The following is a 23657-nucleotide window of genomic DNA, read 5'->3' as shown; positions in this document are numbered from 1 at the left end:
CCCTGCTATGTCCGACCTGTTGCGCGCCCCCGCCGAGACCAAGTACGCCGACGAACTGGACTGGCTGGAGTCCATCGACGACAACCCCAAACCCTTCTCCTGGCGCCTGTCCCCGAAGATGGTCCGCTTGTTCATCCTGGGCTCCGAGCGTGCCGACGGCCTGGACCGGGAGATCTCGCAGAAGTGGTTCGGCGACCGCAGTTTCGTCGAACGCTCCATCGTCACGCTGGCCTCCGACCGCGGCCTGCTGCTCATCGGCGACCCCGGCACCGGCAAGAGCTGGCTGGCCGAGCTGCTGTCCGCCGCGATCAGCCGCAACTCCACACTGGTCGTGCAGGGCACGGCAGGTACCACCGAGGACCACATCAAGTACTCCTGGAACGTGTCCATGGTCATCGCCAAGGGCCAGTCGCGGGAGTCCATGATCCCTTCACCGATCATGACCGCGATGGAGGCCGGCGCGATCGGCCGATTCGAAGAACTGACCCGCTCCACCAGCGACGTCCAGGACGCGCTGATCTCGATCCTGTCCGAGAAGTACATCTCGGTCCCGGAACTGGACAGCGACAACATCGTCTTCGCCAAGCCCGGCTTCTCGATCATCGCCACTGCCAACAGCCGCGACCGGGGGGTCAACGACCTGTCCTCGGCCCTCAAGCGCCGCTTCAACTTCGTACGCATCCCGGTGGTGACGAACAAGAAGAGCGAAGCGGAGATCGTCCGCTTCCGCACCGAGGAACTGCTCCGCCGCCACCAGCTCGAGCTGGACGTGCCGCCGACACTGCTCGATGTGCTGCTGCAGAGCTTCGCCGACCTGCGCGCCTCGGCGGCTTCGGCCGGCAGCGACGACGAGAAGCTGGAGTCCGCCCTGTCCACCGCCGAACAGATCGGCGTGCTCGAGGACGCGATCCTGCACTGCAACTTCTTCGGCGAGCGCGCCCTGACCGCCCACACCCTGGCCTCCTCCCTCGTCGGGTCACTGGCCCGGCGCGAGCCAGAGGACCTGGCCATCCTCAACAAGTACCTGCACGGCGTCGTCGAGCCGCGCAGCAAGGAAGAGGGCGGATCCTGGCCGGAGTTCCTGGAGGGCGGCCGCGACGCGATCGCCACCCTGTCATGAGCGGCACGCACGAGGGGACCTTCGAAGCACTGCGCGCGCAGTTGCAGCAGGCCGCCGCGACGTTCGCCGACGGCCCCGACGCCCTGGAGGGCATCCTCCTCGGCATCGTCGACGACGTCGACCGCGCGGTACGCGAGCCACTGGAGATCTTCCCCGTCTGCCACCACTCGCCCGCCTCGGCGATCGCGATGGCACGCCGCCTGCGCCAGAAGCAGCCCAAGGTCGTGTACCTGGAGCTGTGCGAGGACATGGCACCGCTGCTCACCGAACTGCGCAACTGCAGGCTCCCGGTGGCCCTCCAGGCGTTCGCGAGCGAGATCGACGGCTTCCCGCCCGAGTGGGCCCCGCTGTCGGTGGTGGCACCGATCACCGAGGCCTCGGCCGAGTACCAGGCGATCGCCTACGCACTGGACACACCCGGCGTCGAACTGGTCCTCGTCGACCGCTCCTCGGACCACGTCTTCCAGTGGGACCAGCGCGGGAGGCACCCCGACGACCCGGCCGAGCCGACCGAAGCGGACACACCGCCCGCCGAGGAGGAGGCCGCGCTGCACGGCGACGCGGTCGGCGTGGAGATCGGCGACCTGCGGCCACGCTTCGCCGAGCTGGAGGAACACCTGCTGCGTCACGGCAGGGTGCGGCACTGGTCGGAATGGTGGCACCAGTACGTCGAACTGCCGCTCGGCGACAGCGACCACGACACCTACCGCCAGGCCATGCTCCTCATCGGCAGCCTCTTCAGGCGTCTCGCACCCGGCGACCCCCACCGGGTGCGGGTGGACGAGGACCGCGAGCGCTACATGTGGACCAGGATGCGCGAACACCTGGCCGCGACCGGCACCGATCCCGCGGACTGCCTCTACGTCTGCGGCGCCTTCCACGCGGCCAGCCGCGTCGAGGAGTTCGGCGCCCACGGCACCGACACCTTCGAGATCAGCCCGCGCACTGCCACCACGTGGCAGCACGGCCTGATCCCGTCCAGCCACGCGGCGATCGAGGCACAGTTCGGCCTCGCCGCCGGCTCGGTGTCGATCGCCTCGACGGTCTGGGCGAAGAACGTCAAGCGCACGCGCGTGGAACCGTACCGCCTGGTGGGACAGGCGGGCGCGAAGAAGCCGAAGAAGGCCAAGAAGACAGCGGATCCCGTACCGGCGGCGCCTCCCTCCGACAAGCTGACCGGCTTCCTTCAGCAACCGCCCGCCCTGGACCGGCTGGACGAGGCCGAACTGCTCGGCTGGTCGGTGGAGATCGTGCGCGCCGCACGGCGCAACGGCTACCTCGCCTCCACCGCCGACGCCATCGCGGTGTTCGAGACGTCGATCCTGCTCGCCGGGATCCGCGACCGGACCAGACCCACGCCGTACGACTTCCAGGACGCGGCCGTCACCTGCATCGAGAAAGACACCGTGCCGGGCCGGCGCGACGTGCGCCGCCTCGTGGAAATCATGATGGGCGGCGACCGCGTCGGCCAGGTCGGCTACGACGCGCTGCCACCTCTGGCCCGCGACGTGCACGACCGGCTCGCCTCACTGGACCTGAAGCTCCAGCAGCGCGGCGTGCAACGGGCGCTGCTGGACATCGCCGCCCAGCCGGAGCTGGGGCACTGCTCCGACGTGCTGTGGATGCTGCGCTACCTGCTGCCTCAGGGCGCAGCGCGGCCGATCATGGGCGAGCGGAGGCTGGGGGAGCGGCCGATCCAGGAGTCGTGGGACGTCGCGCTGGGCACCCACCAGCGTGCGCTCATCGAGCTCGGCTACGAGGGCGTCAGCATCGAGCAGGTCCTGGAACAGCGCCTGCGCCGCGCGGCGTTCGGCCCGCAGGCCACCGCGGCGAGCGTCCTGGAGGCCGTGGAGGACGCGACGCTGTACCTGCGCAGCCGCCGCCTCGCCGACGAACTGGGTACACGCGCCCTGGAGGTACTGTCGGCCGAACGCAACGTCGACGGCGCGCCGGAGGTGCTGCGCCGGGTGCGGCGCCTGCTGGCGTACTACCGCACCAGCCGGCCGGTGCTGCCGCCGTGGATCGAGTCCTTCGCCAAGACCGGGTACGCGCACTACTGCACCCTGCTGCCGACGGCGTTCACCGACGACGACGCCACCGTCCGCCATGTGGCGGCGATGCTCGGCTTCCTGTTCAGCATGGAGAGCCTGGCGCTGTCGCTGGGCTGCGACCGGACCCAACTCGAGCTGGCGGTCGCCCAGTCGCATCCACAGGACCCGTCGAAGACCGCCCTGCTGTGGGCGGCTCAGGTGCAGCTCGGCCACCTCTCCCGCGCGGACCTCCGGGCGAAGTGCGACGACCTGCTGGGCAACCCCTTGGTGCTGCCCGCCTATCCGCGCTACCTCAGTGGCTTCGTACACGCCCTGGAGCCCGTCCCGGGGCTCACCGACTTCGTCGTGGAGGCAGTGTCGCACGCGTTCGGACGACTGCCGGACCCGGTGCTCCTGCCGTGGCTGCCGACCTTGATCACCACCCTGCGATCGGGTGGCGCCGAGCTGGCCCCGTTGCTGATCCGTGAGGCCGGGCGGATCTTCCCCGGCCGGCTCGCGGCGCTGGACGAGTGGGTACCGCCCTGGCGGGCACAGCCGGAGCCGGACGCCGAGCGTTCGGCGGGGCCCGCGGGAAGCAGCCGCGGCTGTACGCTGCTCGTCGCCCACCCCGCGACGTGCGACGCGGTAGCGAGCCTGCTGGGTTGCGACGGGCCGTGGGAGCCGGCGGACCCCGGCCCGCCGGGCGCGGCACTGGCCGGACGTCATCCGGATACCGCTGTGGCACTGGAGGTGCTGCTCACCGGCGCATGAGGCCGGCGGGGGCGAAAGCCCACCCGGCGGATCCGCCGTCGGGGCGACCGACACAGCAGGCGCCCTCTGTCGGGCACGCCGACCGACGTCGGGCTCCGGCTCGCTGTGGTCCTCGCAGCACTGAGGGGCCCTTGCCGGTGCGCGCCGGCAAGGGCCCTTCTCCAGTAGCGATGCCTCAGTGGTCGGAGTAGCTGAAGTCGCCCACGGTCCAGGCGCTGACGTCCTTGATCGCGACGCGGTACATGCCACCCGTCTCGGGGATGCCGATGCTGCCTTGCAGGATGCGGGCGACGTGGAAGTGCAGATGTGTGGGCGGCTTGCTGCGGTCGGGCCGCTCCTGTGTCAGGCCGGCGGTGAAGATGCCGGAGAACGGGCCAAGGTGGGCCGAGTCCGTCAGGACCTCCGACACACGCTCCCTCCACACGGCTTCGGGAGCCAGCCGTCCGGTGATGACAGCGCCGCCGGTGACCACGGTCAGGGACATCTGATTGCTTTGCTCGGACTCCACCATGGTGGCGACATCGACGAGCAGTTCGTCAGGGATCGACATGAGAGCCGATTCTATCCGTCGGTCCGGTCGGCTGGGTCGGGGCGGGGGAGGGGGGAACGCGGTAAGGGGGCCGAAGCGTGCGGTACCGGGGTAGGGGAGCGGGTGAGGGCCGTCATGGACACCCATGCGGACGAGGGCGGTGCCCGCGATGACGAGGCTCACTCGTCTCGTTACAGGATGCAGATTTCCTCTGCCTCGGACACTCCAAAATCTATGCTCGTGGTAGTAGACATCGGACTGTCGCGCGGTTAACGTTTTTGCCGTAGACGAGGTCAAGCGAGACCCGGCAGAGACGAACTGGCGGGTAGTGGTTCGTGAGTTCGCAGGTCAGGGTGGTTGTGGAGTCCCGGAGCCAAGTTTTGCAGGATGGTGACGGGCCTGACAGCCGCCCTGGGCGGCCCGCAGGTTTCAGGGGCTGCCGACAGTAAGCCCAGCAATGCGCACGACCGGTGAGTGCCGGTCATGCACTTAGGTGATGCAGAGGAAGAGCGGAGGAAGCAGACGCCATCAGGACGGCCCGGGCGAGGAAGGTTCGGCCCGGGTACCGCAAGACCCCGGAACGGAAGGTGGTCCCCGGTCAGGCATCCACGATCCCCGCATTGCCGCCCTCCTTCTGGGTGGGGCAGCGGAAACAGAACGTCGGCGCAGTAGCAGGCCGACAGGTGGTGTTGGATTTCCTTCGGGGCCCTGGTGCCATGAGGCGCCAGGGCCCCTCGACGCGTTGCGCGGCGAGGTGGGATTGGCGCCGGACACTCCGCCCACTGGCCGTCTGGACGCAGCGCACCCCGGCCGAGGCCTCTACCGGCCGATCAGCGGCAGTGCGGGAAAGCTGTGGGCCTGCCTGATGAGGCGGGAGGTTTCCTCCGGGTAGGCGGTGACGGTCGGCTGGGTGTCGAAGAGCTGTACGAGGCGGTGCTCGGTGTCGTACGCGGGCCAGCCGGGGTCGCCGTGGGCGGCGAACGCCGTCCACGCGGCGCGCATGCGGGTGGACAGCGCCTCTGCCTCCGGGGAGGGGTCTTCGCCGATCAGCAGGGCAGGCTGGCCGCGGTCCAGGTTGCCGAAGACGAGCCGGCACGTCGAGGCCGTGGCATGCGCCGAGGGCACCGCCCATGCCCTGGGCGGGCCAGGTCAGTTCCTGGACGTGGGCACGGCCGCCGGCGGCGGTCCGGGCCTGGGCCAGGTGAAGGGTCGGCATGCGGAACAGCCAGTCGGAGTGGACCAGTTCGTACAGCTCGTCCGGGCCCGCGGCCGGAAAGCCGTCGAGGTAACCGCGTGCGCCGTCCCGGCCGGGGCCGAAGGTGCGCAGGCCCTCGCCGCCTGCTCCTGCGTCACCTGGCCGAGCAGGCCGTCGAACGCGGTGAGCAGCCGCTGTTCGTCGCGGGTGTGGCCGACGAGGAGGTCGATGTCCCGGCCGACGCCGTCGGCCAAGGCTTGCCATGGAGTGACGGGCAGAGCATCGCCCTCGACGACCGGAGAGAACGGGATCGGCTTGTGTGCGACCTGGCCCCAGCGTTCCGCCCACCGGGCCATCTTGGCGCCGACCGCGTCACCGGCGGCGGACAGGCTGGCCGGGGCCACCGTGGAGAGTTCGGCCACCGTGGGCCGCAGCCCCAGCTCGGCGGCGCAGGAGGTGGTGATGTCGGCGGTGAGCTCCGGTGAGAAGAACGTGCCCTGCACACTCTGCGCGACGGCCCTGCCGAAGAGCCCGGCCGCACGAGGCATCGCCAGCAGCGCGGCGACCGACCCGGCCCCCGCCGACTGGCCGAAAGACCGTGACACAGGACGGGTCGCCGCCGAAGGCCCGGATGTTGTCACGCACCCACTCCAAGGCGGCGACCTGGTCAAGCAGACCTCGGTTGGCGGGCGCCCCCTCGATCTGCCCGAAACCCTCAAGACCCACACGGTAGTTGAACGTCACCATGACGACGCCGTTGCGAGCCAGCCGGCCACCGTCGTACTCGGGCAGTCCGGACATGCCGATCGGTAGGCGCCGCCCTGGATCCACACCATGACCGGCAGCCCTGCCCCCGGGCCGGGCTCGGGAGACCAGACGTTGACCGTCAGCCAGTCGTCGCCCACCGCATCATGCGACAGCGCGTCCATACCGAAATGGCCGCCCTGAGGGGGCGGCGGTCCGTACGACACCGCCGCCCGCACCCCGTCCGCGTCTCGGCCCGGACACTCCGCAGCATCCCGCTTGCGTCACGACGCGCGCCAGCCGTTTCCACGACGTGGACTCCTCCGAGCACGGCTCCAAGACCACCGGACCGGAAGAGGCCGTCATCGACAGTCGGGACCGGCCAGGGGCTCACCGGCTCACCACGCGGGGCGGATCGGCTCCGGTGGCGTCAGCCGGGTCAGGTCGGCGACAAGCTCACTGAAGCGTGCCTCGCCCAACGCCTCGCGCCATGGTGCGACGGCAGCCCGGGCTGCCTGGTCGGCGGCGCGGGTGGCGGCCCGGCCGGCCTCGGTCAGCCCCAAGAGCCGGGCACGGGCATCGTGGGGGTGGGGATGCCGCTCCACGTACCCCTTGCGGACCAGTTCCTCGACCAGTTGGGCGGCGGCCTGCTTGGTGACCCCCAGATGCTCGGCCAGGTCGGCCGTAGTGGCGTCACCCAGCGAGATGCGGGCAAAGGCGAACCCGTGTGCGGGCCGCAGGTCCTCGAATCCCTGCTGGGTCACGCGGGTGTGGATCTCCTGCACCAGCTGCCCGGAGAGTGCCAGCACGAGCGCGGAGAAGGCCAGGGCGTCATCCATGACTTGACTATATCTGGTCAAGCTGCTTGTCTATATAGACAAGCAACTTGTCTATAAGGAGGTCGGTATGCCCTTCATCCGCAGCGACGAGGCCGTCGTGCACGAGATCCACGGTGCCCGCTTCGTTTCCTACGTCCGCCCGGACACCGGCAGCCGGGACCTCGCCGCCTGGCGCGGCGAGATCCCGGCCGGAATGGTGGGCCCGGCCCACACGATCAGTCACGAGGAAACGTTCTACGTTCTGTCCGGCCGCCTCCGGCTCACCATCGCCGGCGAGACCGCCGAACTCGGCGTCGGTGACGCGGCGGTGGCTCCGGCAGGCTCCGAGCTGGCGGTTGCCAATGCCACCGACCAGCCCGCGCACATGTGGGTCACTACACGTGTCGGGCTCAGCGCCGAACTGGCCGACGGCAGCACCATCACGCCGCCCTGGGCTCACTAGGGCCAGAGGGGGCCGGTGGCCACGCTTCCCGGATCCGCGCCGGTCTCTCTTCCGGGGAAGCAGTCCCTCATTCGGTGCTCAGCCGGAGCCGGTCGCGCTGGATCCGGTGAGCGAGGGTGCGGCGCACGGAGGTCGATGCGGTGGTGGTCTCCTTCGACGGGACGTCGAGCCCACGGCTGATCTCGTCGTACGCGTCCCGGTAGCTGCCGGGCATCTCCGCCTGGTGCAGCCTCAGGTCCTCTTCGAGGAGGCGCCGCAGCTCGTCGACGTTCTGGGGCGTGAAGCGCTTCTTTCCCCGGGCGATGGCATGGACGTAGCGCGTGCAGCGGGCGGTGTCACAGAAGGTCTCGGAGATTTCCTCGGCGAGGCCCCACAGGCGCCCTTCGAGCCATGGCGTGTCGTACTGGTCGAGGGAGAGTGTCATCGGGGGCAGTGGGCCGGCGGCCTGGTGCTTCGTCACCTGCTTCGACACGGCGGGCTGACTCATGTCGGTGAGCCGGGCGATTCTGTCCTGGGTCCAGCCCAAGCCGACGAGCACTCTGATCATTTCGGCGCGCAGCGTCCGCATCTCCTCGCCCGCACGGATGACCTCGTTCATGCCGGCGAGCATCCGCTCGGCTTGTTCCTCGGTCAGCACCCCGGGGTCCTGATGCGTGTCTTCTCCATCTGCCACCGCTCCGTTATACACCCGGGCACCCTCCTCTCATAACCGGGTTGTATAACCTGGTTATGGCTGGCAGAGTCCCGGCCATGCCTACCTTCTCCGCGCCTGACGGAACCCAGCTCGCCTACCGTGTGACCGGCGACGGCGACCCGGTCGTCTGCCTCCCGGGAGGCCCGTCGGACTCCCTCTATCTCGGCGACCTCGGCGGCCTGTCCACGCACCGCCGGCTGATCTTTCTGGACCTTCGCGGCACCGGCCGGTCCGCGATTCCCGAAGACACCTCCTCCTACCGCTGCGATCGTCTCGTCGAGGACGTCGAGGCGCTGCGGGAACACCTCGGCCTCGCCCGGATGGACTTGCTCGCTCACTCCGGCGGCGCGAACCTCGCGATGCGGTACGCGGCGCGATACCCGGAGAACGTCGCCAAGCTCGCCCTGATCACACCCGGTGCACGAGCCGTCGGTATAGCGATCACCGGCGAGACGCGGCGCGAGCTCGCGCAGCTCCGGAAGAGCGAGCCGTGGTTCCCGGCGGCGTTCGCCGCCTTGGAGGCGATCGGTAAGGGCACGGGCAGCGACTGGGAGGCCATCGCTCCCTTCTTCTGCGGCCGGTGGGACGCCGCGGCACGGCAGCACCATGCAGCCGGCCGGCCGAGCAACATGGAGGCTGCCGCACTCTTCGCGGCTGAGGGCGCCTTCGACCCGGAGACCACCCGCGCGGCACTCGCCACCTGCGAGGCCCGCGTACTGCTGCTCGCCGGCGAGTACGACGTGAACAGCCCCCCGTGCTCGGTGGCTGAGCTTGCAGGCGTGTTCTCCGACGCCACGCTCGACGTTCAGCCCGGAGCCGGGCACTACCCGTGGCTCGACGATGCCGACCGGTTCGTGGCGGCCACCGCGGCATTCCTGGGCTGAGGACCTCCGCACGCCCCAGAAGCCTGAAATGGGCCAGACCGCTGGGATCGCTGAACCGGGGCGCATCCGAGCTGCCTACGGGCGCATCCAGCGCTTGGCCTCGTCCGATCCGCACGGCATGCTGATCCGACATGCCGGGCCCGACGCGCGGGTGTGGCAGCCGGGGTGGGGGGATCGCGTTGATCGTCTGGGTGAACGGTGCGTTCGGCAGCGGGAAGAGCACGCTGGTGGACGAGTTGCGTCCGCGCTGGCCCGAGGCTCTGGTCTATGACCCCGAGATGGTCGGCTTTGTGCTGCGGGAGATCGTGGAGGTGCCGACCGGCGACTTCCAGGATCTTCGGTTGTGGCGGCGGCAGGTTGCCGACTTGGCGGTGGGACTGGTCGAGGAGTACCGCCGTCCGGTCCTGGTTCCCATGACCTTGGTCAACCCCGGATACGCCGGTGAGATCTTCGGTGTGTTGAAGGACGCGGGCATCGACCTGCACCACTTCTTCCTCAACGTCTCACGGGAGGTCTTGGAGAAGCGGATCGACGGACGGACCTTCTTCCCTGATGATCCCGAGCGGGAGGAGCGGGTCCGGCGCTGGGGCAAGGACAGGATCGAAGCATGCATGGCCGCGACCGCCACCGTGCCCGGGGACACGGTGTTCCTGGACGGCGCGTTGCCGCCCGAGCAGTTGGCTGACCTGGTGCTGGCCCGTGTCGGCGCGTGTCCGGGCCGGTAGGACATCCGGGGTGATCGCGGTGGTGGCTGGTCGCCCGCGATCCCTTCGCGCAGTGGTAGGCCCGGATCGCCCCCGGGGTCGCGGCTCACCGGCCACGGCTGCGACACATCACGAGGACACCGTCGTCCCCTTTCGGAACCTGCACCCTGCTTGGGCCCGCGTCCCCTTCCGCTCGGGGAGTTTTCATGTTCTTCGGGGGTAACGGATAGAGGCAGACAGGTCAACCCTGACGGGGGGCGTTCGTGATGGCGCGGAAAGTCCCGCACGACGATGCCGCCAAGGACATGGAAGGCCGGACGGCGGCCGACAGGCATCGGCTGTCACGGCCGGTGCGCGTGGTGGTCATGCTGCTGGCATTCGCGGGGATGGTGGCCTTCGGAGTGGTGCTGGCCCGGCTGACACTGGAACCTTCGGCTGCCTCGGAATCGCTGACGCACAGTAACCTGCGCCCAGGCGACTCCGTCCGTGAGTACCTTGCCCGACCGGCCTTCCGTGACACCCTCAAGCAACTCGGCGGCAATATCGCACTGGGTATTCCATTCGGCCTGCTGCTGCCGGTACTGGTGCCCGGCGCCCGGGGGCTGGTCCGCGTAGCCGCTGTCACCGCAGTGGTGATGTTGCTTGTCGAACTGGTCCAGGGCGCCCTCATCACCGGCCGGGCTTTCGACATCGACGATGTGCTGCTCAATACCGCGGGCGCCCTGCTGGGCTACCTGGTGATCGGGCGCAGGCTGGGCCGGGCCGTACACCCGCGGCGCCGTCACTGGTGGCACCGCTTCACCGGGCCTCCGACTTCCCGAGAAGGGCGGTGAGCCGGCGCCTCCGCCCGGTCCAGCCCGTCGAGGCCGACGTGTACCGTTCCGCCCCTTCCGCGGAGCGATCGGTCATCCGGGGCGGGCCGCAGGCGTCGTCACCCGTCCTGGTACGGCTCAGCCGCGGCAGCCACCAGCGCCCGCCTGCCCCTATCGAACCTTTCTGCCTGCCCCGCGCTCGGGGCCCCCGCAGGCACTCAGCCGCGTCGCAGGAAACCCTCCCCGTCGTAGGGCCAGGAGCGGCCGGCTCCGGATGTGCGGTAGGTCACGCGGTTCGACACACTCCCGGTCCGTTTTCGTGGTCCATTTCGAGGTCACCGTCGTGTTTGCCGCAGGGTGTGGGGGTTGCGTGCGGGGCGTCTGGGTTTCTGCCGTCTGTGATCAGGACTTGGGATCTATGCGGTCGCGACTCTGTCACAGTGTTACCGGCGGTATGGCCAGGTGGGGGGCCTGTTGCATAGCGTGACGCGGGCTCGTCGATGGCGCCGGGACAGGGCGCCATTCCCGTACCACTGGATCGAGAGAACCAACAGTGAAGTTCCAACGCACCCGCGCCGCAGCCGTATCCGGATTCGCCCTCGTCGCCCTGACCGGCATGGGCGTCAGTGGCTGCAGCGGTGATCCGGCGGGGGAGGGCTCGGCCTCCGACTCAAGCGACACGTCCGCTGCCGACACGGCGCCCCGCGCTGCCGACAGTGGTGACGCCGCGAAGGATGTCGAGATCTCCAGCTGTACATATAATGACAAGAAGGGCATATCGGCTAGCGTGATGGTCTTCAATCACAATGTGACGGTGACCTACACCTACGACCTCGCCGTGAAGTTCACAGCCGCTGACGGCACTCCAGTGGCCACCCGGGCCACCTCCGTTCCTTTCGTCCGTCCCGGCCGCTGGGAGACTCTCGACATCGCGGCCCCTTACACGCCCAAGGCGGGCGCGTCCACCAGCGGTGTCAAGTGCAAGGTCGACAAGGCGGAGCGCAAGGCAGGCTGAATGCCGTGGCCCGGCCCGGCCCGGCTGCCGTGAGCTGGTCCGGACCACCCGTGTCCGTCACCGCCGACCGCGCCCTTCGTCGGCTGTCGCGCTTGCCGCGGGCCAGGCGTCGATCACGGTCCGCCCACGGGCCGGGTCGCGCCACGGCTCGCGGCGGGGCCGACCGGCCGAATGGCGCTACCGCGCCACCCGGCTCCCGGGCTTTGCCGCACCGGGCGCCGGTGGATGGGCGTCCGGGGGCGGCCTGGGGCAGGCGCGAACGCCTCGACACCACCCCGCTCACCCAGGATCCAGCTGCCGAAATCGCCGCTGACGCCGTCGTCGAGAAGGGCGGGCCTACCGTCATCCGCTGTGCTTCGCGCGGCTGCGCCTGGACGTGACGCCGGCTGATATGCCGCTCTTCGGCGAAGGCGCGCGGCTTGCGGCGGTTTGCTACCGGGTCTGCGGCAAACTACTCCGGGCCCCATGCTGATCAGGAGGATCCGTGGACCTGGAGAGTGTGACCGAGGAGCTGTACGGGCTGCACCCGCAGGATTTCACCGCCGCCCGCGGCCGGCATGTGGCCGCGGCCCGCACCGCGGGCGACCGTGCGCTGGCCAAGAAGGTCCAGACGCTACGCCGCCCGACGCTGTCGGCCTGGGCCAGCAACGTTCTGGTCCGCGCCCGCCCGGACGAAGTGACATCGCTGCTCGCGCTCGGCGAGGGTCTGCGCCAGGCACACCGGGATCTCGAGGGCGGTCGGCTGCGTGAGCTCAGCCGTCAGCAGCACGTCGTGGTCAGTGCTCTGGCCAGGGAGGCCCGCAAGCTCGCGGCGGAGGCCGGTCACCCCGTAAGCGAGGAGGTCCAGCGGGAGGTCGCGGAGACCTTGCACGCGGCCCTGGCCGATCCGGAGGCAGCACAGCTGTGGGCGGCGGGCCACCTGCCGAAACCTCTGGCCGCCCCGGTGGGCTTCACTCCGGCCGAAGGGGGCGCACCGCCATCGCCCGCACCGTCCGTCCGGGACAGCCCCGACGCAGAGGGGAACGGTGGCGCCCACAAGCGCGAGCAGAAAGCGGAGCGGCAGCGAAAGCTCGCGCAGGCCCGGAAAGAGGCCCGCGCCGCGCAGGAACAGGCCGACGCCCGCGAGGGGGAACTGCGACAGGCCGAAACGGACAGCGAGCAAGCTGCCGCGCTCCTGCGGGAGGCGGAACGGCAGCGGGCAGAACTCGCCCGTCAACTGGAGACGGTGGAGCAGCGGGAGGAGACCGCGCGCATTGCCGCCCACCAGGCGCAAACCCAGGCCGAGGCCGCGGCCCGCGCCGCTGACCACGCGCGCCGCCGGGCCGGTGAAGCGATTGCACGCGCCGAGCGCTCCGTGTAACGGAGCCCGATACCGATCTTGGCCTTTAGGCCGCGCACACTGCGTTGCCGGAAGTGGAAGCCCTGGCCGACATCGGCTTCCTGGCCACCGATCCCGGACCGCTGCTGGATGCCTCCCCTGCGGATGATCGGCTACCCCGCGGGAGCGGGGGCATCACCCACGGCATGAGGGCCTGTCCGAAAGCGTGCTGGGGGTCACCCCGGTCGGCCTCTAGCCTGAAACTTCCGCCTCCCCGAAAGGGGCTTCCATATTGGAAAGCACGGCAGGCGCCATCCGGCAGCACTACGAGGGCAGGACATCGCGCATCATCGCGCGCTACGGCCCCGGCCCCCGGGTGCACTACCACATGACGTACTTCGACACTCCGCCTTCCGCGGCGGACCCCTCGGAGCGCGCGACACGGGCCCGGCTGGCCCAGGCCCAGGAGCGGCTCCTTGAACGGGCAGCGGAATTCTGGGACATCGGCCGCTACGCCGCCGGGCAGCTGCTCGACATCGGCTGTGGCGTCGGCGGTGGCTCGATCTATTGGGCGCAGCGCTTGGGGGCCCGGGTGACCGCCTGCACGATCTCCCCGGAGCAGATCCCAGCTGTCGCCGCGTTCTCCCGGCAGGCCCGAGTCGGGCATCTCGTCACTCCGCTCCTCGCGGACGTCTGTGAGCTGGCGGAGGACGGACGGTACGACGCGGCCGTGGCCGTCGAGAGCCTCTGCCACATGCCGGTGGACCAGGCCCTCCCACGCATCCGAGCCGCGCTGCGAACCGGGGGCGGGTTCTTCGTCGAGGACGGATTCGTGGTGGACCGCACCTGGCGCATGCCGTTCAACGACTTTTCGCCTGCCGGGTGGGCACCTTCGGCGACTTCGTCACGGCGGCCGGGCACGCGGGCCTGGCGGTGGAGGACACGCGTGATATCACCCGCCATACCCGGGACTTCTGGCTCCAGACCCTCACGCTGCTGGACTTCGAACTGGAGCGATGCGCGGAGGACGGGCCCGAGCACGCACGGCTGCTGCGCTCCGTCCACTGGCACTCCCGGTTCCTGCGGGCCTGGTACGACGGCAGCATCGAATCACGGCTCGTCCGGCTCAGGGCGGTCTAGGAGAACCCATGCCACAAGCAACGGACTTCTTCATCCCTGTGGTGCCCCGGATCAGCCCGGACGTGCCACAGGCCCGGCGGGGGACGCTCTCCTGGGTCCGCGAACGCCAACTGCTCCCCGACGAGACGTCCTTGGATCGCTTCGCCTCCTGGGACCTGGCCGAACTCGCCGGCCGCGTCTCCCCGCGAGCCGTCGGCGAGGACCTGCGCACGGCCGCTGATGTGCAGAGCTTCTTCTTCCTCTTCGATGACCTCTTCGACACGCCGATCGGTGACCACCCCGGACGTGCCAGGGTGGTCTGCGACGAGTTCACCGCCGTCATGCACCATCTCCGCCCCGTCCCGACGGCCTCCCCGCCGGCCCTCCTGCACGCATGGGCCGACCTCTGGAGCCGTCAGACCGCTGGTATGTCCCGGGCCTGGCGGACGAGGGCCGCCGAGGTTTGGGAAACCTACTTCGCCGGCCATGTCACCGAGGCCCGCCACCGCTTGTCGCGCCGTCTCCTCGGATCCCAGGAATACGTGCTCCTACGCCGACAGGTGGTCGGGGCGGACCCCACCCTGATCCAGTGCGAACGTGCGGGCCACCGCGAAATCCCCGACGCCGTCTTCCACTCCACCGTCTTCCGCACGATGCGCGAGCTCACCGGCGATGTGGCCTTCCTGGTCAATGACGTCCAGTCGGTGGAGAAGGAGGAACGGAAGGGGGAGCTGAACAACCTGGTGCTCATCGTCGAGCGTGAGCGCGCCTGCCCCCGCGTCACGGCGATCGAGGCTATCTGCGACATGGTGCGCCAACGCATCCACCACTTCTCTGCCTTGGAAGGAGAACTCGACTCCCTTTGTGACCGACTCGCCCTCCCCGCAGGTGAGTGCGCGCACGTCGAGGACTTCGTCGCGGACGCGATGTGGGCGTGCATGCGCGGAAACTACGACTGGGGGAGGCGTACGCGACGGTACGCCGCGCGCTGAACCGGTGGCTCAAACCTGTGAGGCACCCAGGTCGGGGTCGAACGGCGCGGTCCGGCGCACGGGGTGCCGAAACGGTGCGGGCAGTCGGAGCTCACCGTCGGCCTCGCACGCCGCTGAACCGGTGATGCTGTTCTCCTCCTACCGGTGGCGCAGGGGCATGGTGCCCAGTGCGTCGAACGCGGCTGCCGACGGCTTCCAGTACTTCGGCCGCCGCTGGTCAGGGCCTGAACGCCGAACGCGCTCAGGCCGCGATGAAAGCTCTGTCCCTGACGGTCTACGAGCACCGTGGCGGTCGTCGGCTCCTCCACGCGCTTGCGCCAGCGTTCACCCTCCGGGACACCAGGCAGCCCTGCAAGGCCCTGGGTTGTGTCCGGCGGATGTCAGAACCCAGCGCGCCACGGTCGCGACCGAACGTCCACATTCACCCTATCGGGGGAATTGTGAACTTAGTGGCAACGATTGTTGACGACTTCTGCTGTGCTGGGCATACCGCACACTGGAGGTCATGTCATGCGATACCGCACCGTCGCGTCGTATGCGCCCGCCGCTGCAGCCCTGCTGGTTCTGGCCATGCCGACAGGAACCGCTCAGGCGGCCACCGGCACCTTCTTCTACCACGAGCAGCCCGGAGACCTCGAACGCTCCCTGACCAACCCCGCGGACAACACGTGCTTCAACCTCGGAAACGGCGGAGGCCGGATCTCCAACCAAACCAACCGGGTAGCCAACGTCTACTTCCAGAGCAACTGCAGTGGCGGGATCTTCGGATTCTTCAACCCCGGCGACAACGGCACGCTGCCCGAGTACCACAGCGTGAGGTTCACAGAGTTCCCCCCGTGACTGCCGCTCACGCAAGGGTGTCCGGGCAGGAGCAGCCTCGCGACGGAATCAGGGAAACGCTGCACCGGATCCTGGATTCCTCTCTGGCCCAAGCGGGCGCACCTCTCCAGGTGGAGTCACGCCGAGGGGGCACCAGGGGTGCCCCCTCACCTCGGGAGAGGAGTCGGGCGGCAGCGCCGGGGGAAGCCTGTTCGCGATGGGCACGGTCGGTCGTCGAAGGGGAATGGCCACATGCGTACTGTGACGTTCGTCGTCGGTACAGGCCGCAGCGGGTCGACCGCACTGTCCGGCATCGTCAATGCGCATCCGGATGTGCTCAGCCTCAATGAGCTGCTGTCGTCGGTGCAGAGCCGGGGCTTTCCCGAGGGCCCCCTCGGCGGTGGGGAGTTCTGGCGGCTGCTCGCCGACCCCAATCCGGAGTTCGAGCGCATGATCCGCAGCGGGGTGCCGATGCCGGAGTTCGTCTACACCCGTCGCCCCGGACGGTACGCGACGGAGACCACCGGCATCCCCGCCCTGGCCCTGATGGTGCTTCCGCACCTCACCGACGACCCGGACGGGCTGTTCGACGAGCTCGGGAAGCAGGTATGCCGCTGGCCGGACCGTACTGCCGCGGAACACTACGAGGCCTTGTTCGATCTGTTGTGCGTGCGATTCGGGCGCAGAGTGGTCGTCGAGAGGTCCGGCTATTCGACGGAGCGGGTGCCGCTCCTGTGCCGGGTCTTCCCGCAGGCGCGTTTCGTGCACCTGTTCAGGGACGGGCCCGACTGCGCCCTGTCCATGAGCCGGCACACGGGTTACCGGCTGATCCTCCTGCTGCGGGAAATCCTCGCGCGGACCGGTGCCGAGCGCCACGGCGAACTGACCCACGATCAGATCCGTTCCCTGCCGCCCGAGCTGTCGGAGCTGCTGGCCGATCGATTCGACCCTGCGCTCGTGCTGGACCGTGACCTGCCGCTGCCCCGATTCGGGGCGCTGTGGTCGGAGCTTGTCGCCCGGGGTGTGGATCATCTCAGCGAGGTGCCCGCACCCATGTGGACCACGCTCGCCTACGAGGATCTCCTCGACGAGCCCCGCAAAGAGCTGACGCGACTGGCCGACTTCATCGGCGTCGAGCCGCTCCCGCAATGGCTCGAAGCCGGGAGTGCGCGCATCGACGGCAGCCACCGGGGCGCCTCCCCGCGGCTACCGACGGCTGAACTCGCCGCGCTGCGGGAGTGTTGCGCTCCCGGCGCGCGCGCCCTGGCAGGCGGCGAGGGTCAGAGCGAGATGACGACAGCTGGTGTCATTCCCGCTCCCGGCGACTCGGGAGGCTCGAGACGTGGTCGGCCTGGCGTACGCGCTTCCATTGGCCCCAATGACCGTCACGGTTGGCCGTAGGCGAGAGACCCTCGCCACTTTTACCGTACCTCCCAGGGCAAGGGGAAAACGTCAGCCCACAGTGCGATTTTCGGTGTGCCTTCGGGGGCTACCGTTTTTGCCATGGCAGAAACGAAAGCGCGGAATGTCGGCCCGTCCGGAATCGAGATCGCCTACGAACGATTTGGTGCACCGGATGCGCCGCCGGTCCTTCTGATCATGGGGGCGGGCGCACAGATGATCAATTGGCCGGAGGGCTTCTGCCAGGCGCTGGTGGATTGCGGCCTGCAGGTGATCCGGTTCGACACCCGCGACAGCGGTCAGTCGACGCACTTCCGTGACGCGCCCGTACCGGACTTCCCGGCCGCCCTGGCCGGTGACCTCTCAACGGCGTCCTACTCGCTCTCCGACCTGGCGGCCGACACCGTCGGCCTGCTCGACGCGCTCGGCTTGGCCGGCGTGCACCTTGTCGGCTCCTCGATGGGCGGGATGATCGCCCAGATGGTCGCGATCGAGTATCCGGACCGGGTGCGCTCGCTGACGTCGATGATGTCCACGACCGGTGAACCAGGCGTGGGCGAGGCCGATTTCTCGGTGTTCGCCGAGCTGGGAGGGCCGCCGCAGGACCGGGAGGCGTTCGTCGAGTGGCAGGTGCGCGCCCTGGGCCTCGCTGCGTCACCGGGCTTCGCGTTCGACGCGGCCGCCGCGGCCGAGCGGGCCGGACGGGTCTTCGACCGCGGCTACGACGCCCTCGGCATGCAGCGCCAGGGCCTCGCGGTCGTAGCGACGGGTGACCGCACTGAACGGCTGCGGTCCCTGCGAGTGCCCACATTGGTGGTGCACGGCGCCTCCGACATCTTGTGCGATGTCAGTGGCGGTCGGGCCACGGCTGCCGCCGTCCCGGGTGCCGAACTGGTGATCCTGGAAGGGATGGGCCACAACCTTCCGCAGGATGTGTGGCCCGAGCTTGTCGGCCATATCGCCATGCTCGTCCACCGCGTCGAGGGCGGCTAACTGGCCAGATGAGGAGCTCAGTCACAGGCAGGCCGCCTGCTGGGGGCTTGAAATGACCCGGAATTCGAACGCGAGCTCTCATGCGGTTTATGGAGCCACCATCCTTCCCCCCCTCGCGCCTGGTGCAGACCCAGCGCGCCTGGAACACCACTGCCAAGCGCTCGCCACACCGCGCCCGAACAACCACTGCGTTGCGCAGTCGGCTGTTACAGCTGTCCGCCCGGAACTGGGGGCACCCCTCCCGGCCCACTGGGCGAGGAGAGGCACCGGCGGCCCGTGTGGAGCTGCGCCGCTTGGTGCGCGCGGACGAGCGGCAGGCGGTGAGATCGGCGTGATGAGCGTCAAAGGCGCGACACGCCTGGAGCCAAAGAACCGATTCGAAGTTCTGAGGGCTGTCCCGAAAGGCGCCCCGCGAAGCGGGCAGCAGCGCGGAGAGGGCGTTGCTGGACGCTGCGGCTAGCCTGTACGCGTCCGTGGAGTGGCGATTGTTGGGGGGGGACTGATGGGACGCAGCAGGATGCCTGTCGGCAACGAGGGCAGGAACGACCTCTGTCTCTTCATCGAGCCGCTGGGGGAGGACTACTGGCTGAATCCTGGAGAGGTTTTCACCGTGGGGCCGGAGTCCGAGGACATCGATGTCTGGTTCGAGACCTTCGTCTCGAAAGATTGCATCACAGTGTGGCTTTACGAGGATGGAGACGCTGCCAAACTGCTTGTCGGCTACACGGTGGTTGATGCCGATGGCAATCTGCTGGAATGTGGCCACCAGAGGCCCTCGGGTCAGAAGTTCTCAGCAGCCGGCCCCGTCATGGACTGACTTGCGACTGTCTCTACTTCGATCACCCGGTCAGGGCGAGGTTGTGCAGATGGGCGACACCGAGCATGGGCTGGTGGACGCCCTCGCCTTTGAGCCGGCAGTCCCGGAGGATCTTCCAGGTCTTCATGCGGATGAATACGTGCTCAACACGGGCCCGGACCTGCTTGTGGGAGCAATTGTGCTCCTCCTTCCAGGCAGGGAGTTCAGTCTGGCCGCGCTCACGGCGGTGAGGGATGACGAGTCATCCGTCCCATCTGGCCGATGATGCGGTGCGCTGCCGACTGTCCGGCTGTGAGGTGAGGATGACCGCGATCGCTTCCTGCTGGCCGGCCGGATCCGTCAGCTCGATGCCCTTGGCCTCCAGCAGATCCTGGTAGTCGGGAACGCCGCTGGTGTGACGCATCAGGTTCCCCGGCGTGACGTCCTGGGTCCAGGCGGGCGGGTTGTCGAGGAAAGTCGGACAGGGGGTTGTTCAGTGCGAGCTGATGCCGCTCGGCCAGCAGAAGAACGGCATCTGCGGTGAATTGCGCAATGATCTGGATCGACGACCTCCTGAAGGCCACCGACTGATCACAACATCACGCAGGCCTTGCGGAGCCGCAGCCAGGCCGCCGCGATGAAGGGGTACGGATCGGGTTCATTTGGGGTGGCGGGTTGCCGGGCTCTGTCCGGCGCTTTGTGCGGCGGCTAGGCCGAGGCCGGGTTGGTTCCTCGTGCTGGACTGCGTGAGGAGGCGCTGGAGCCAGCGGGTGCGGGCGTTGCGCGCGTCCTGGCTGAGGGCGGCCTGTGGTGCCCTGCTGTCGAAGCCGTGGTAGGCGCCGGGCCAAATGTGTAGTTCGGCTTGGCCACCGGCCTGCCAGATCGCGTTTGCGTAGGCCGTGTCTTCATCACGGAACATCTCGGCCGAGCCGGCCTCGATGTAGGCCGGTGGGAGTCGGGTGAGGTCCGTGGCGCGGGAGGGGGCTGCGTAGGGTGGCAGGTCCGCAGCACCGTAGCGGTCTCCCAACAGTGCTTTCCACGCGGTAGCGTTGGAGGTGAGGTCCCACATGTCGATGCCGGTCATCTGATGGCTGGAGAAGGTGTTGTTGCGGTCATCGAGCATCGGGCACAGCAGCAGTTGTCCCAGTGGCTGGGGGCCGCCGCGGTCGCGGGTCAGCAGGGCGAGAGCAGCGGCAAGCCCGCCGCCGGCGCTTTTGCCTCCGATGATGATGCGGTCCGCGTCGATGTGCAGTTCTGCTGCGTGCCCGGCTGCCCAGACGAGTCCGGCGTAGCAGTCTTCCAGGGGGCTGGGGTACTGGGCCTGCGGTGCCAGTCGGTACTCGACTGAGATGACAGCCAGTTCCAGCGGTAGGGCCCACTCGCGAAGGATCCGTGGAAGCACGGACCAGGCGTTGCCTGTGATCATCGCGCCACCGTGCATGTAGTACAGCAGTGGCAGCGGGCCGGCGAGGCCGGCGGGCCGCGCGCTCACGAGTGTGACGTCCGGTCCGTCCGGCGGTCCCGGTACACAGAGCTCCGTCACCTCGAAACGGCCGTCGGTGCGAAGGTCTTCGGCCGTCGGCCTGGGCCGGGTCGCGGCATCCCGCTGCTGCCGGGCCTCGAGGTTGTCCGGGGTGAGCGGCTCTCTCGGCTCTTTGCCCATGGCCGCCACCGCGACGCTCAGTTCGGGGTCGAAGGGGGGAACTGCCTTCGGTGTGGGGAAACGGCCGTGCTCCGACGGTGCGCGGCGGGTGCTCATGACCTACCCCCCGGCCGGACGGCGGGACGCTGTCCGGCACCCCGGCTGGAACAGTTCTGCTGCACCCGAGTGCAGCAGGGGAACGCTCCTCTGAGACCCATACGGCGTAGCCAATCACACCGTCGGGCGGCACCGCTGCCCAGACCGCAGACCGCAGACCGCAGACCGCAGACCAGGGCCATGGGCCGGGGGTTTCCGCGTCACTGTTCCGGACGGCAGGTCGGTACACCACCGACGACGTTGAGTTGAGCAGGGTGACGGGTGGTCAGGAATTCGAGATCATTCCATGGCCCTTTCTGGGCTCACTCCGGTGACAGTTCCCTCAGGCCGACGGCGGCCGGGGCGCCCTTCAGGACGTAGGGTCCGTCGAGGCGCCCATGCTCAAGCCGAGCGGTTCGTCACTATTGCAGGGAGCAGAGGGCTCCTTGGGTTCCTACCTGATGACGGGCAGTCTGGTGGGCCTTGTCCGAACATGCCAGAAAGCCTGGGTGAAGGTTGCCCGTCCGGAGGTAGCCCCATGAGTTGAGCTGAGTTGAGCACATGCTGGTGATCTCTTGCGCTCACTGGCCAACTAGGACTTGTCCGGCCGATCATGTGACTGCTTCGAATCCGGGTCGTTCTCTTGGGCCGAGACTTTCCGGGCAGCTTGTGCCAGAACCGCGCCGGTGTCCGGTCACCGTCACATCGCCATGCGATCACACGCTTGACCTCAATCACGCTTGAGGTGTGATGATGATCCACATGACCACGGAAGCCACATCCCACGCGGCAGACATCGTCCCTAGGGCTGCGACAGGGCCTCCCGGACGGCGTCGATGCCGAGGGCCAGGTCCGCGTGGAAGCTCTGGTGGAGGTCGAAGTCCCGGGTCATGTCGACGTAGTAGCCGTCCGGCAGGGTCGACTCGGCACGCGAGAGGTCGCTGTTCAGTTCGTCGAGCTGGTGGATCATCCGGTGGGTGTCGCTTAGGGACTGCGTGAGGGCCTCGGCGAGCGAGCCGCCGGACTGAGGGGAGGTGTCCGCACCGGGCCGGTGCGACGCGCGCAGCGCCGCCCGCACCGCCGCGCGCCGGAACTGGGCCAGGGCGAGGGACGCTTCGATCCCGTCGTAAGAGACCTCGTTCGTCCAGGGGTCGTCATGGGCGAGGCCCGCCGCCAGGAAGCCGACGCGGCGCGGGACGTCGAGGTCCTTCACCGCCTCGAACATCGGCGCTGCGAGCGCGGCGTCCTGTGCCAGTGCGACCGCGAACGCCCGGGCGTCCTCCCTCCGGAACTCGTCCCTGGTGGCCCGTGTCCCGGACCTCTCGGCCTCCCGCCGGAATCGCTCCACCTGAAGGGCGAGCACCGCTCCGAGCCGTACGGCCGCCAGCTCGACCACGGGAAACCCGCCGAGCGCAGCCTCGCGGCCCTGCGCGTCGCACCGGGCGAGGCCGGCCGCGTACGCCCGTACCCCGGATGGCGCGGGCTCGGCGAACGAGTGCAGCACTGGTGCGCCGAAGGGCGGCACGGGGAGCGAGGGGCCGAGGTTCCACAGCGGCGGTACGGGCGCGCGGCGAGCGGTGGTCCCGTCCGCACCAATGGAGCCGCTCACCTCGTCCAGCCCGGCCCGCAGGTCGAGTACGGGATCCAGCGCGGCGGCCAGCTCGCCCAGCAGCTCCGTGAACCTGACGTCTGCCTCCGCGGCCCCCTCGGCCGCCCCAGACCCCTCGGCCTCCCCCGGCGCCTCGGCACCTCTGGCCTGCCGTACCCCCGTCTCCGCTTCGAGTAGCTTGCCGACGTGGCGCAGGGTGCGGTGCACCTTCGGCATCGACAGGCCCAGCTCGTACCCGATCGCTCCCGGCGCACAGCCGGCCAACCGAAAGGCAATGACGTTGAGTTGGCGCTCGTTCAACTCTCTCAGCGGGGCGAGCGCCACCACCGTCCGGACCTGCACCAGGGCGTCGGTGCTGCCCTTCCCCAGGAGGGCGGGCACCGTCCCGTGCGCTGGGCGGAGCGCTCCGCAGCCGCCTCCGACGGTCATCCGGCACGTCCAGGACCGCAGCGCCTGCGCGGTGACCACGGGGGTCCTGGTGTCCTTCGTGGCCCCGACCACGTTCGCGACCAGCAGGTCCATCCACCGCCGGGCCACCGTCATCGAGTCCTGGGCGCGTTGCGCCGCCTCCACCAGGTCCGCGCCCCGCAGCAGCGACAGGGCGACGAGCGGCCCCGCATGCGCCCGGTAGTAGTCCCCGAACCCGACCCCGCTGACGGACACCGCATCCGCTGGATCTGTCGCCATTAACCCAACTCACCTGCCTTTGCCGCCACTTGTAGTTCCCGTCGGAGTTCAAGGTAGAGGCTCGACGCGGGGTGACGGAAACTGCCCCGCCCCCTGGAGCGAGGGCGGGGCAGTCGCGTGGGCGGTGCGCGGCACAGCGAGACCCAGGTCAGACCACCGGGGATGGGTGGGCCGGGTCCTCGAGGCCCGAGACGTGCTGGACCACGCGGATGACCGGGCAGGAGTAGCCGAAATCGCTATCGTCTACCAGGCCGCACTCCACATCGTCGGCCTTCTCATCTGGACCCGACGCTGGCCGACGAGACAGGATCTAGGTGGTGGGTGTGGGGTAGGTGGGGTATTCGATTCCGGTGATGTGTTGGACGACGCGGATGACTTGGCAGGAGTATCCGAATTCGTTGTCGTA

At 69.1% G+C, this 23657-nt stretch carries 20 protein-coding genes and 3 pseudogenes; 15 read left to right on the top strand and 8 right to left on the bottom strand.

What is annotated here, in order from left to right; genetic code table 11:
* Positions 1-7: 7 nt before the first annotated feature.
* Together FHS38_RS32505 and FHS38_RS32500 are read left to right on the top strand one after the other, a co-directional pair.
* On the top strand, positions 8-1120 hold the full coding sequence (locus tag FHS38_RS32505; RefSeq protein ID WP_184739782.1) for an ATP-binding protein: 1113 nt from the start codon (positions 8-10) through the stop codon (positions 1118-1120).
* Complete coding sequence (locus FHS38_RS32500) at positions 1117-3921, top strand: DUF5682 family protein (RefSeq protein ID WP_184739780.1); 2805 nt, start codon at positions 1117-1119, stop codon at positions 3919-3921. The genes FHS38_RS32505 and FHS38_RS32500 overlap by 4 nt, the downstream gene beginning before the upstream one ends.
* 175 nt (positions 3922-4096) lie before the next feature.
* Here FHS38_RS32500 and FHS38_RS32495 read toward each other — a convergent pair whose 3' ends face one another.
* The 3 genes and pseudogenes from FHS38_RS32495 to FHS38_RS32485 all read right to left on the bottom strand — a co-directional run bounded on the left by FHS38_RS32495 (position 4097) and on the right by FHS38_RS32485 (position 7228).
* Complete coding sequence (locus FHS38_RS32495; protein WP_184739778.1) at positions 4097-4471, bottom strand: GvpU-like protein; 375 nt, start codon at positions 4469-4471, stop codon at positions 4097-4099.
* A 798-nt stretch (positions 4472-5269) separates the two neighbouring features.
* Positions 5270-6667 (bottom strand): annotated as a pseudogene (locus FHS38_RS36570) (carboxylesterase/lipase family protein); the annotation flags it as partial.
* A gap of 120 nt (positions 6668-6787) precedes the next feature.
* The gene (locus FHS38_RS32485) at positions 6788-7228 is read right to left on the bottom strand and encodes a MarR family winged helix-turn-helix transcriptional regulator (RefSeq protein WP_184739776.1); all 441 of its coding nucleotides are present in this window, start codon (positions 7226-7228) and stop codon (positions 6788-6790) included.
* 67 nt (positions 7229-7295) lie between these two features.
* Here FHS38_RS32485 and FHS38_RS32480 point away from each other — a divergent pair, with 67 nt between their 5' ends.
* Positions 7296-7670 (top strand): cupin domain-containing protein, encoded by a 375-nt coding sequence (locus tag FHS38_RS32480; RefSeq protein ID WP_184739775.1) that lies wholly within the window; start codon positions 7296-7298, stop codon positions 7668-7670.
* 67 nt (positions 7671-7737) lie between these two features.
* On the opposite strand, the gene FHS38_RS32475 is transcribed toward FHS38_RS32480, so the two are convergent.
* The gene (locus tag FHS38_RS32475) at positions 7738-8343 is read right to left on the bottom strand and encodes a sigma-70 family RNA polymerase sigma factor (protein WP_184739773.1); all 606 of its coding nucleotides are present in this window, start codon (positions 8341-8343) and stop codon (positions 7738-7740) included.
* A 77-nt stretch (positions 8344-8420) separates the two neighbouring features.
* On the opposite strand from FHS38_RS32475, the gene FHS38_RS32470 reads away from it, so the two are divergent.
* The 12 genes and pseudogenes from FHS38_RS32470 (at position 8421) to FHS38_RS32420 (ending at position 19238) form a co-directional block, all read left to right on the top strand.
* Positions 8421-9248: an alpha/beta fold hydrolase gene (locus FHS38_RS32470; RefSeq protein WP_184739771.1), complete on the top strand. Its 828-nt coding sequence runs from the start codon at positions 8421-8423 to the stop codon at positions 9246-9248.
* 179 nt (positions 9249-9427) lie between these two features.
* Positions 9428-9973, top strand: coding sequence for a P-loop nucleotide/nucleoside kinase family protein (locus FHS38_RS32465; RefSeq protein WP_184739848.1), 546 nt, complete (start codon positions 9428-9430; stop codon positions 9971-9973).
* Between the two features lie 284 nt (positions 9974-10257).
* A complete protein-coding gene (locus tag FHS38_RS32460) occupies positions 10258-10785 on the top strand; it encodes a VanZ family protein (RefSeq protein WP_260421070.1) in 528 nt (175 codons plus the stop codon).
* Between the two features lie 532 nt (positions 10786-11317).
* Positions 11318-11779: a hypothetical protein gene (locus FHS38_RS32455; RefSeq protein WP_184739769.1), complete on the top strand. Its 462-nt coding sequence runs from the start codon at positions 11318-11320 to the stop codon at positions 11777-11779.
* A gap of 484 nt (positions 11780-12263) precedes the next feature.
* Positions 12264-13139: a coiled-coil domain-containing protein gene (locus FHS38_RS32450; protein ID WP_184739767.1), complete on the top strand. Its 876-nt coding sequence runs from the start codon at positions 12264-12266 to the stop codon at positions 13137-13139.
* 346 nt (positions 13140-13485) lie between these two features.
* Positions 13486-13953, top strand: a pseudogene (locus FHS38_RS36445) (SAM-dependent methyltransferase); the annotation flags it as partial.
* A gap of 26 nt (positions 13954-13979) precedes the next feature.
* The gene (locus FHS38_RS35810; protein WP_260421066.1) at positions 13980-14237 is read left to right on the top strand and encodes a hypothetical protein; all 258 of its coding nucleotides are present in this window, start codon (positions 13980-13982) and stop codon (positions 14235-14237) included.
* An 8-nt stretch (positions 14238-14245) separates the two neighbouring features.
* Positions 14246-15208 (top strand): terpene synthase family protein, encoded by a 963-nt coding sequence (locus tag FHS38_RS32440; protein WP_260421065.1) that lies wholly within the window; start codon positions 14246-14248, stop codon positions 15206-15208.
* Between the two features lie 510 nt (positions 15209-15718).
* The gene (locus FHS38_RS32435) at positions 15719-16048 is read left to right on the top strand and encodes a hypothetical protein (RefSeq protein ID WP_184739762.1); all 330 of its coding nucleotides are present in this window, start codon (positions 15719-15721) and stop codon (positions 16046-16048) included.
* Between the two features lie 231 nt (positions 16049-16279).
* On the top strand, positions 16280-17428 hold the full coding sequence (locus FHS38_RS32430) for a sulfotransferase family protein (RefSeq protein WP_184739759.1): 1149 nt from the start codon (positions 16280-16282) through the stop codon (positions 17426-17428).
* 102 nt (positions 17429-17530) lie between these two features.
* Entirely contained in the window at positions 17531-18421 is an 891-nt protein-coding gene (locus FHS38_RS32425) for an alpha/beta fold hydrolase (protein WP_184739844.1), read from the top strand.
* A gap of 502 nt (positions 18422-18923) precedes the next feature.
* Positions 18924-19238 carry a hypothetical protein gene (locus tag FHS38_RS32420; protein ID WP_184739758.1) on the top strand — a complete coding sequence of 105 codons (315 nt, stop codon included), beginning with the start codon at positions 18924-18926 and terminating at the stop codon, positions 19236-19238.
* Positions 19239-19260: 22 nt separating this feature from the next.
* On the opposite strand, the pseudogene FHS38_RS32415 reads toward FHS38_RS32420, so the two are convergent.
* The 4 genes and pseudogenes from FHS38_RS32415 to FHS38_RS32400 form a co-directional block, all read right to left on the bottom strand.
* Positions 19261-19479, bottom strand: a pseudogene (locus tag FHS38_RS32415) (transposase); the annotation flags it as partial.
* On the bottom strand, positions 19480-19641 hold the full coding sequence (locus tag FHS38_RS32410; RefSeq protein WP_184739756.1) for a hypothetical protein: 162 nt from the start codon (positions 19639-19641) through the stop codon (positions 19480-19482).
* A gap of 234 nt (positions 19642-19875) precedes the next feature.
* Positions 19876-20976 (bottom strand): alpha/beta hydrolase, encoded by a 1101-nt coding sequence (locus FHS38_RS32405; protein ID WP_260421064.1) that lies wholly within the window; start codon positions 20974-20976, stop codon positions 19876-19878.
* Positions 20977-21757: 781 nt separating this feature from the next.
* On the bottom strand, positions 21758-23251 hold the full coding sequence (locus tag FHS38_RS32400; RefSeq protein WP_184739754.1) for a hypothetical protein: 1494 nt from the start codon (positions 23249-23251) through the stop codon (positions 21758-21760).
* Positions 23252-23657 lie beyond the last annotated feature (406 nt).

The organism is Streptomyces netropsis (assembly GCF_014203545.1).
Lineage (GTDB): Bacteria > Actinomycetota > Actinomycetes > Streptomycetales > Streptomycetaceae > Streptomyces > Streptomyces netropsis.
Note: the sequence above shows the minus strand (reverse complement) of the source record. Positions and strands in the feature narration are given on the sequence as shown.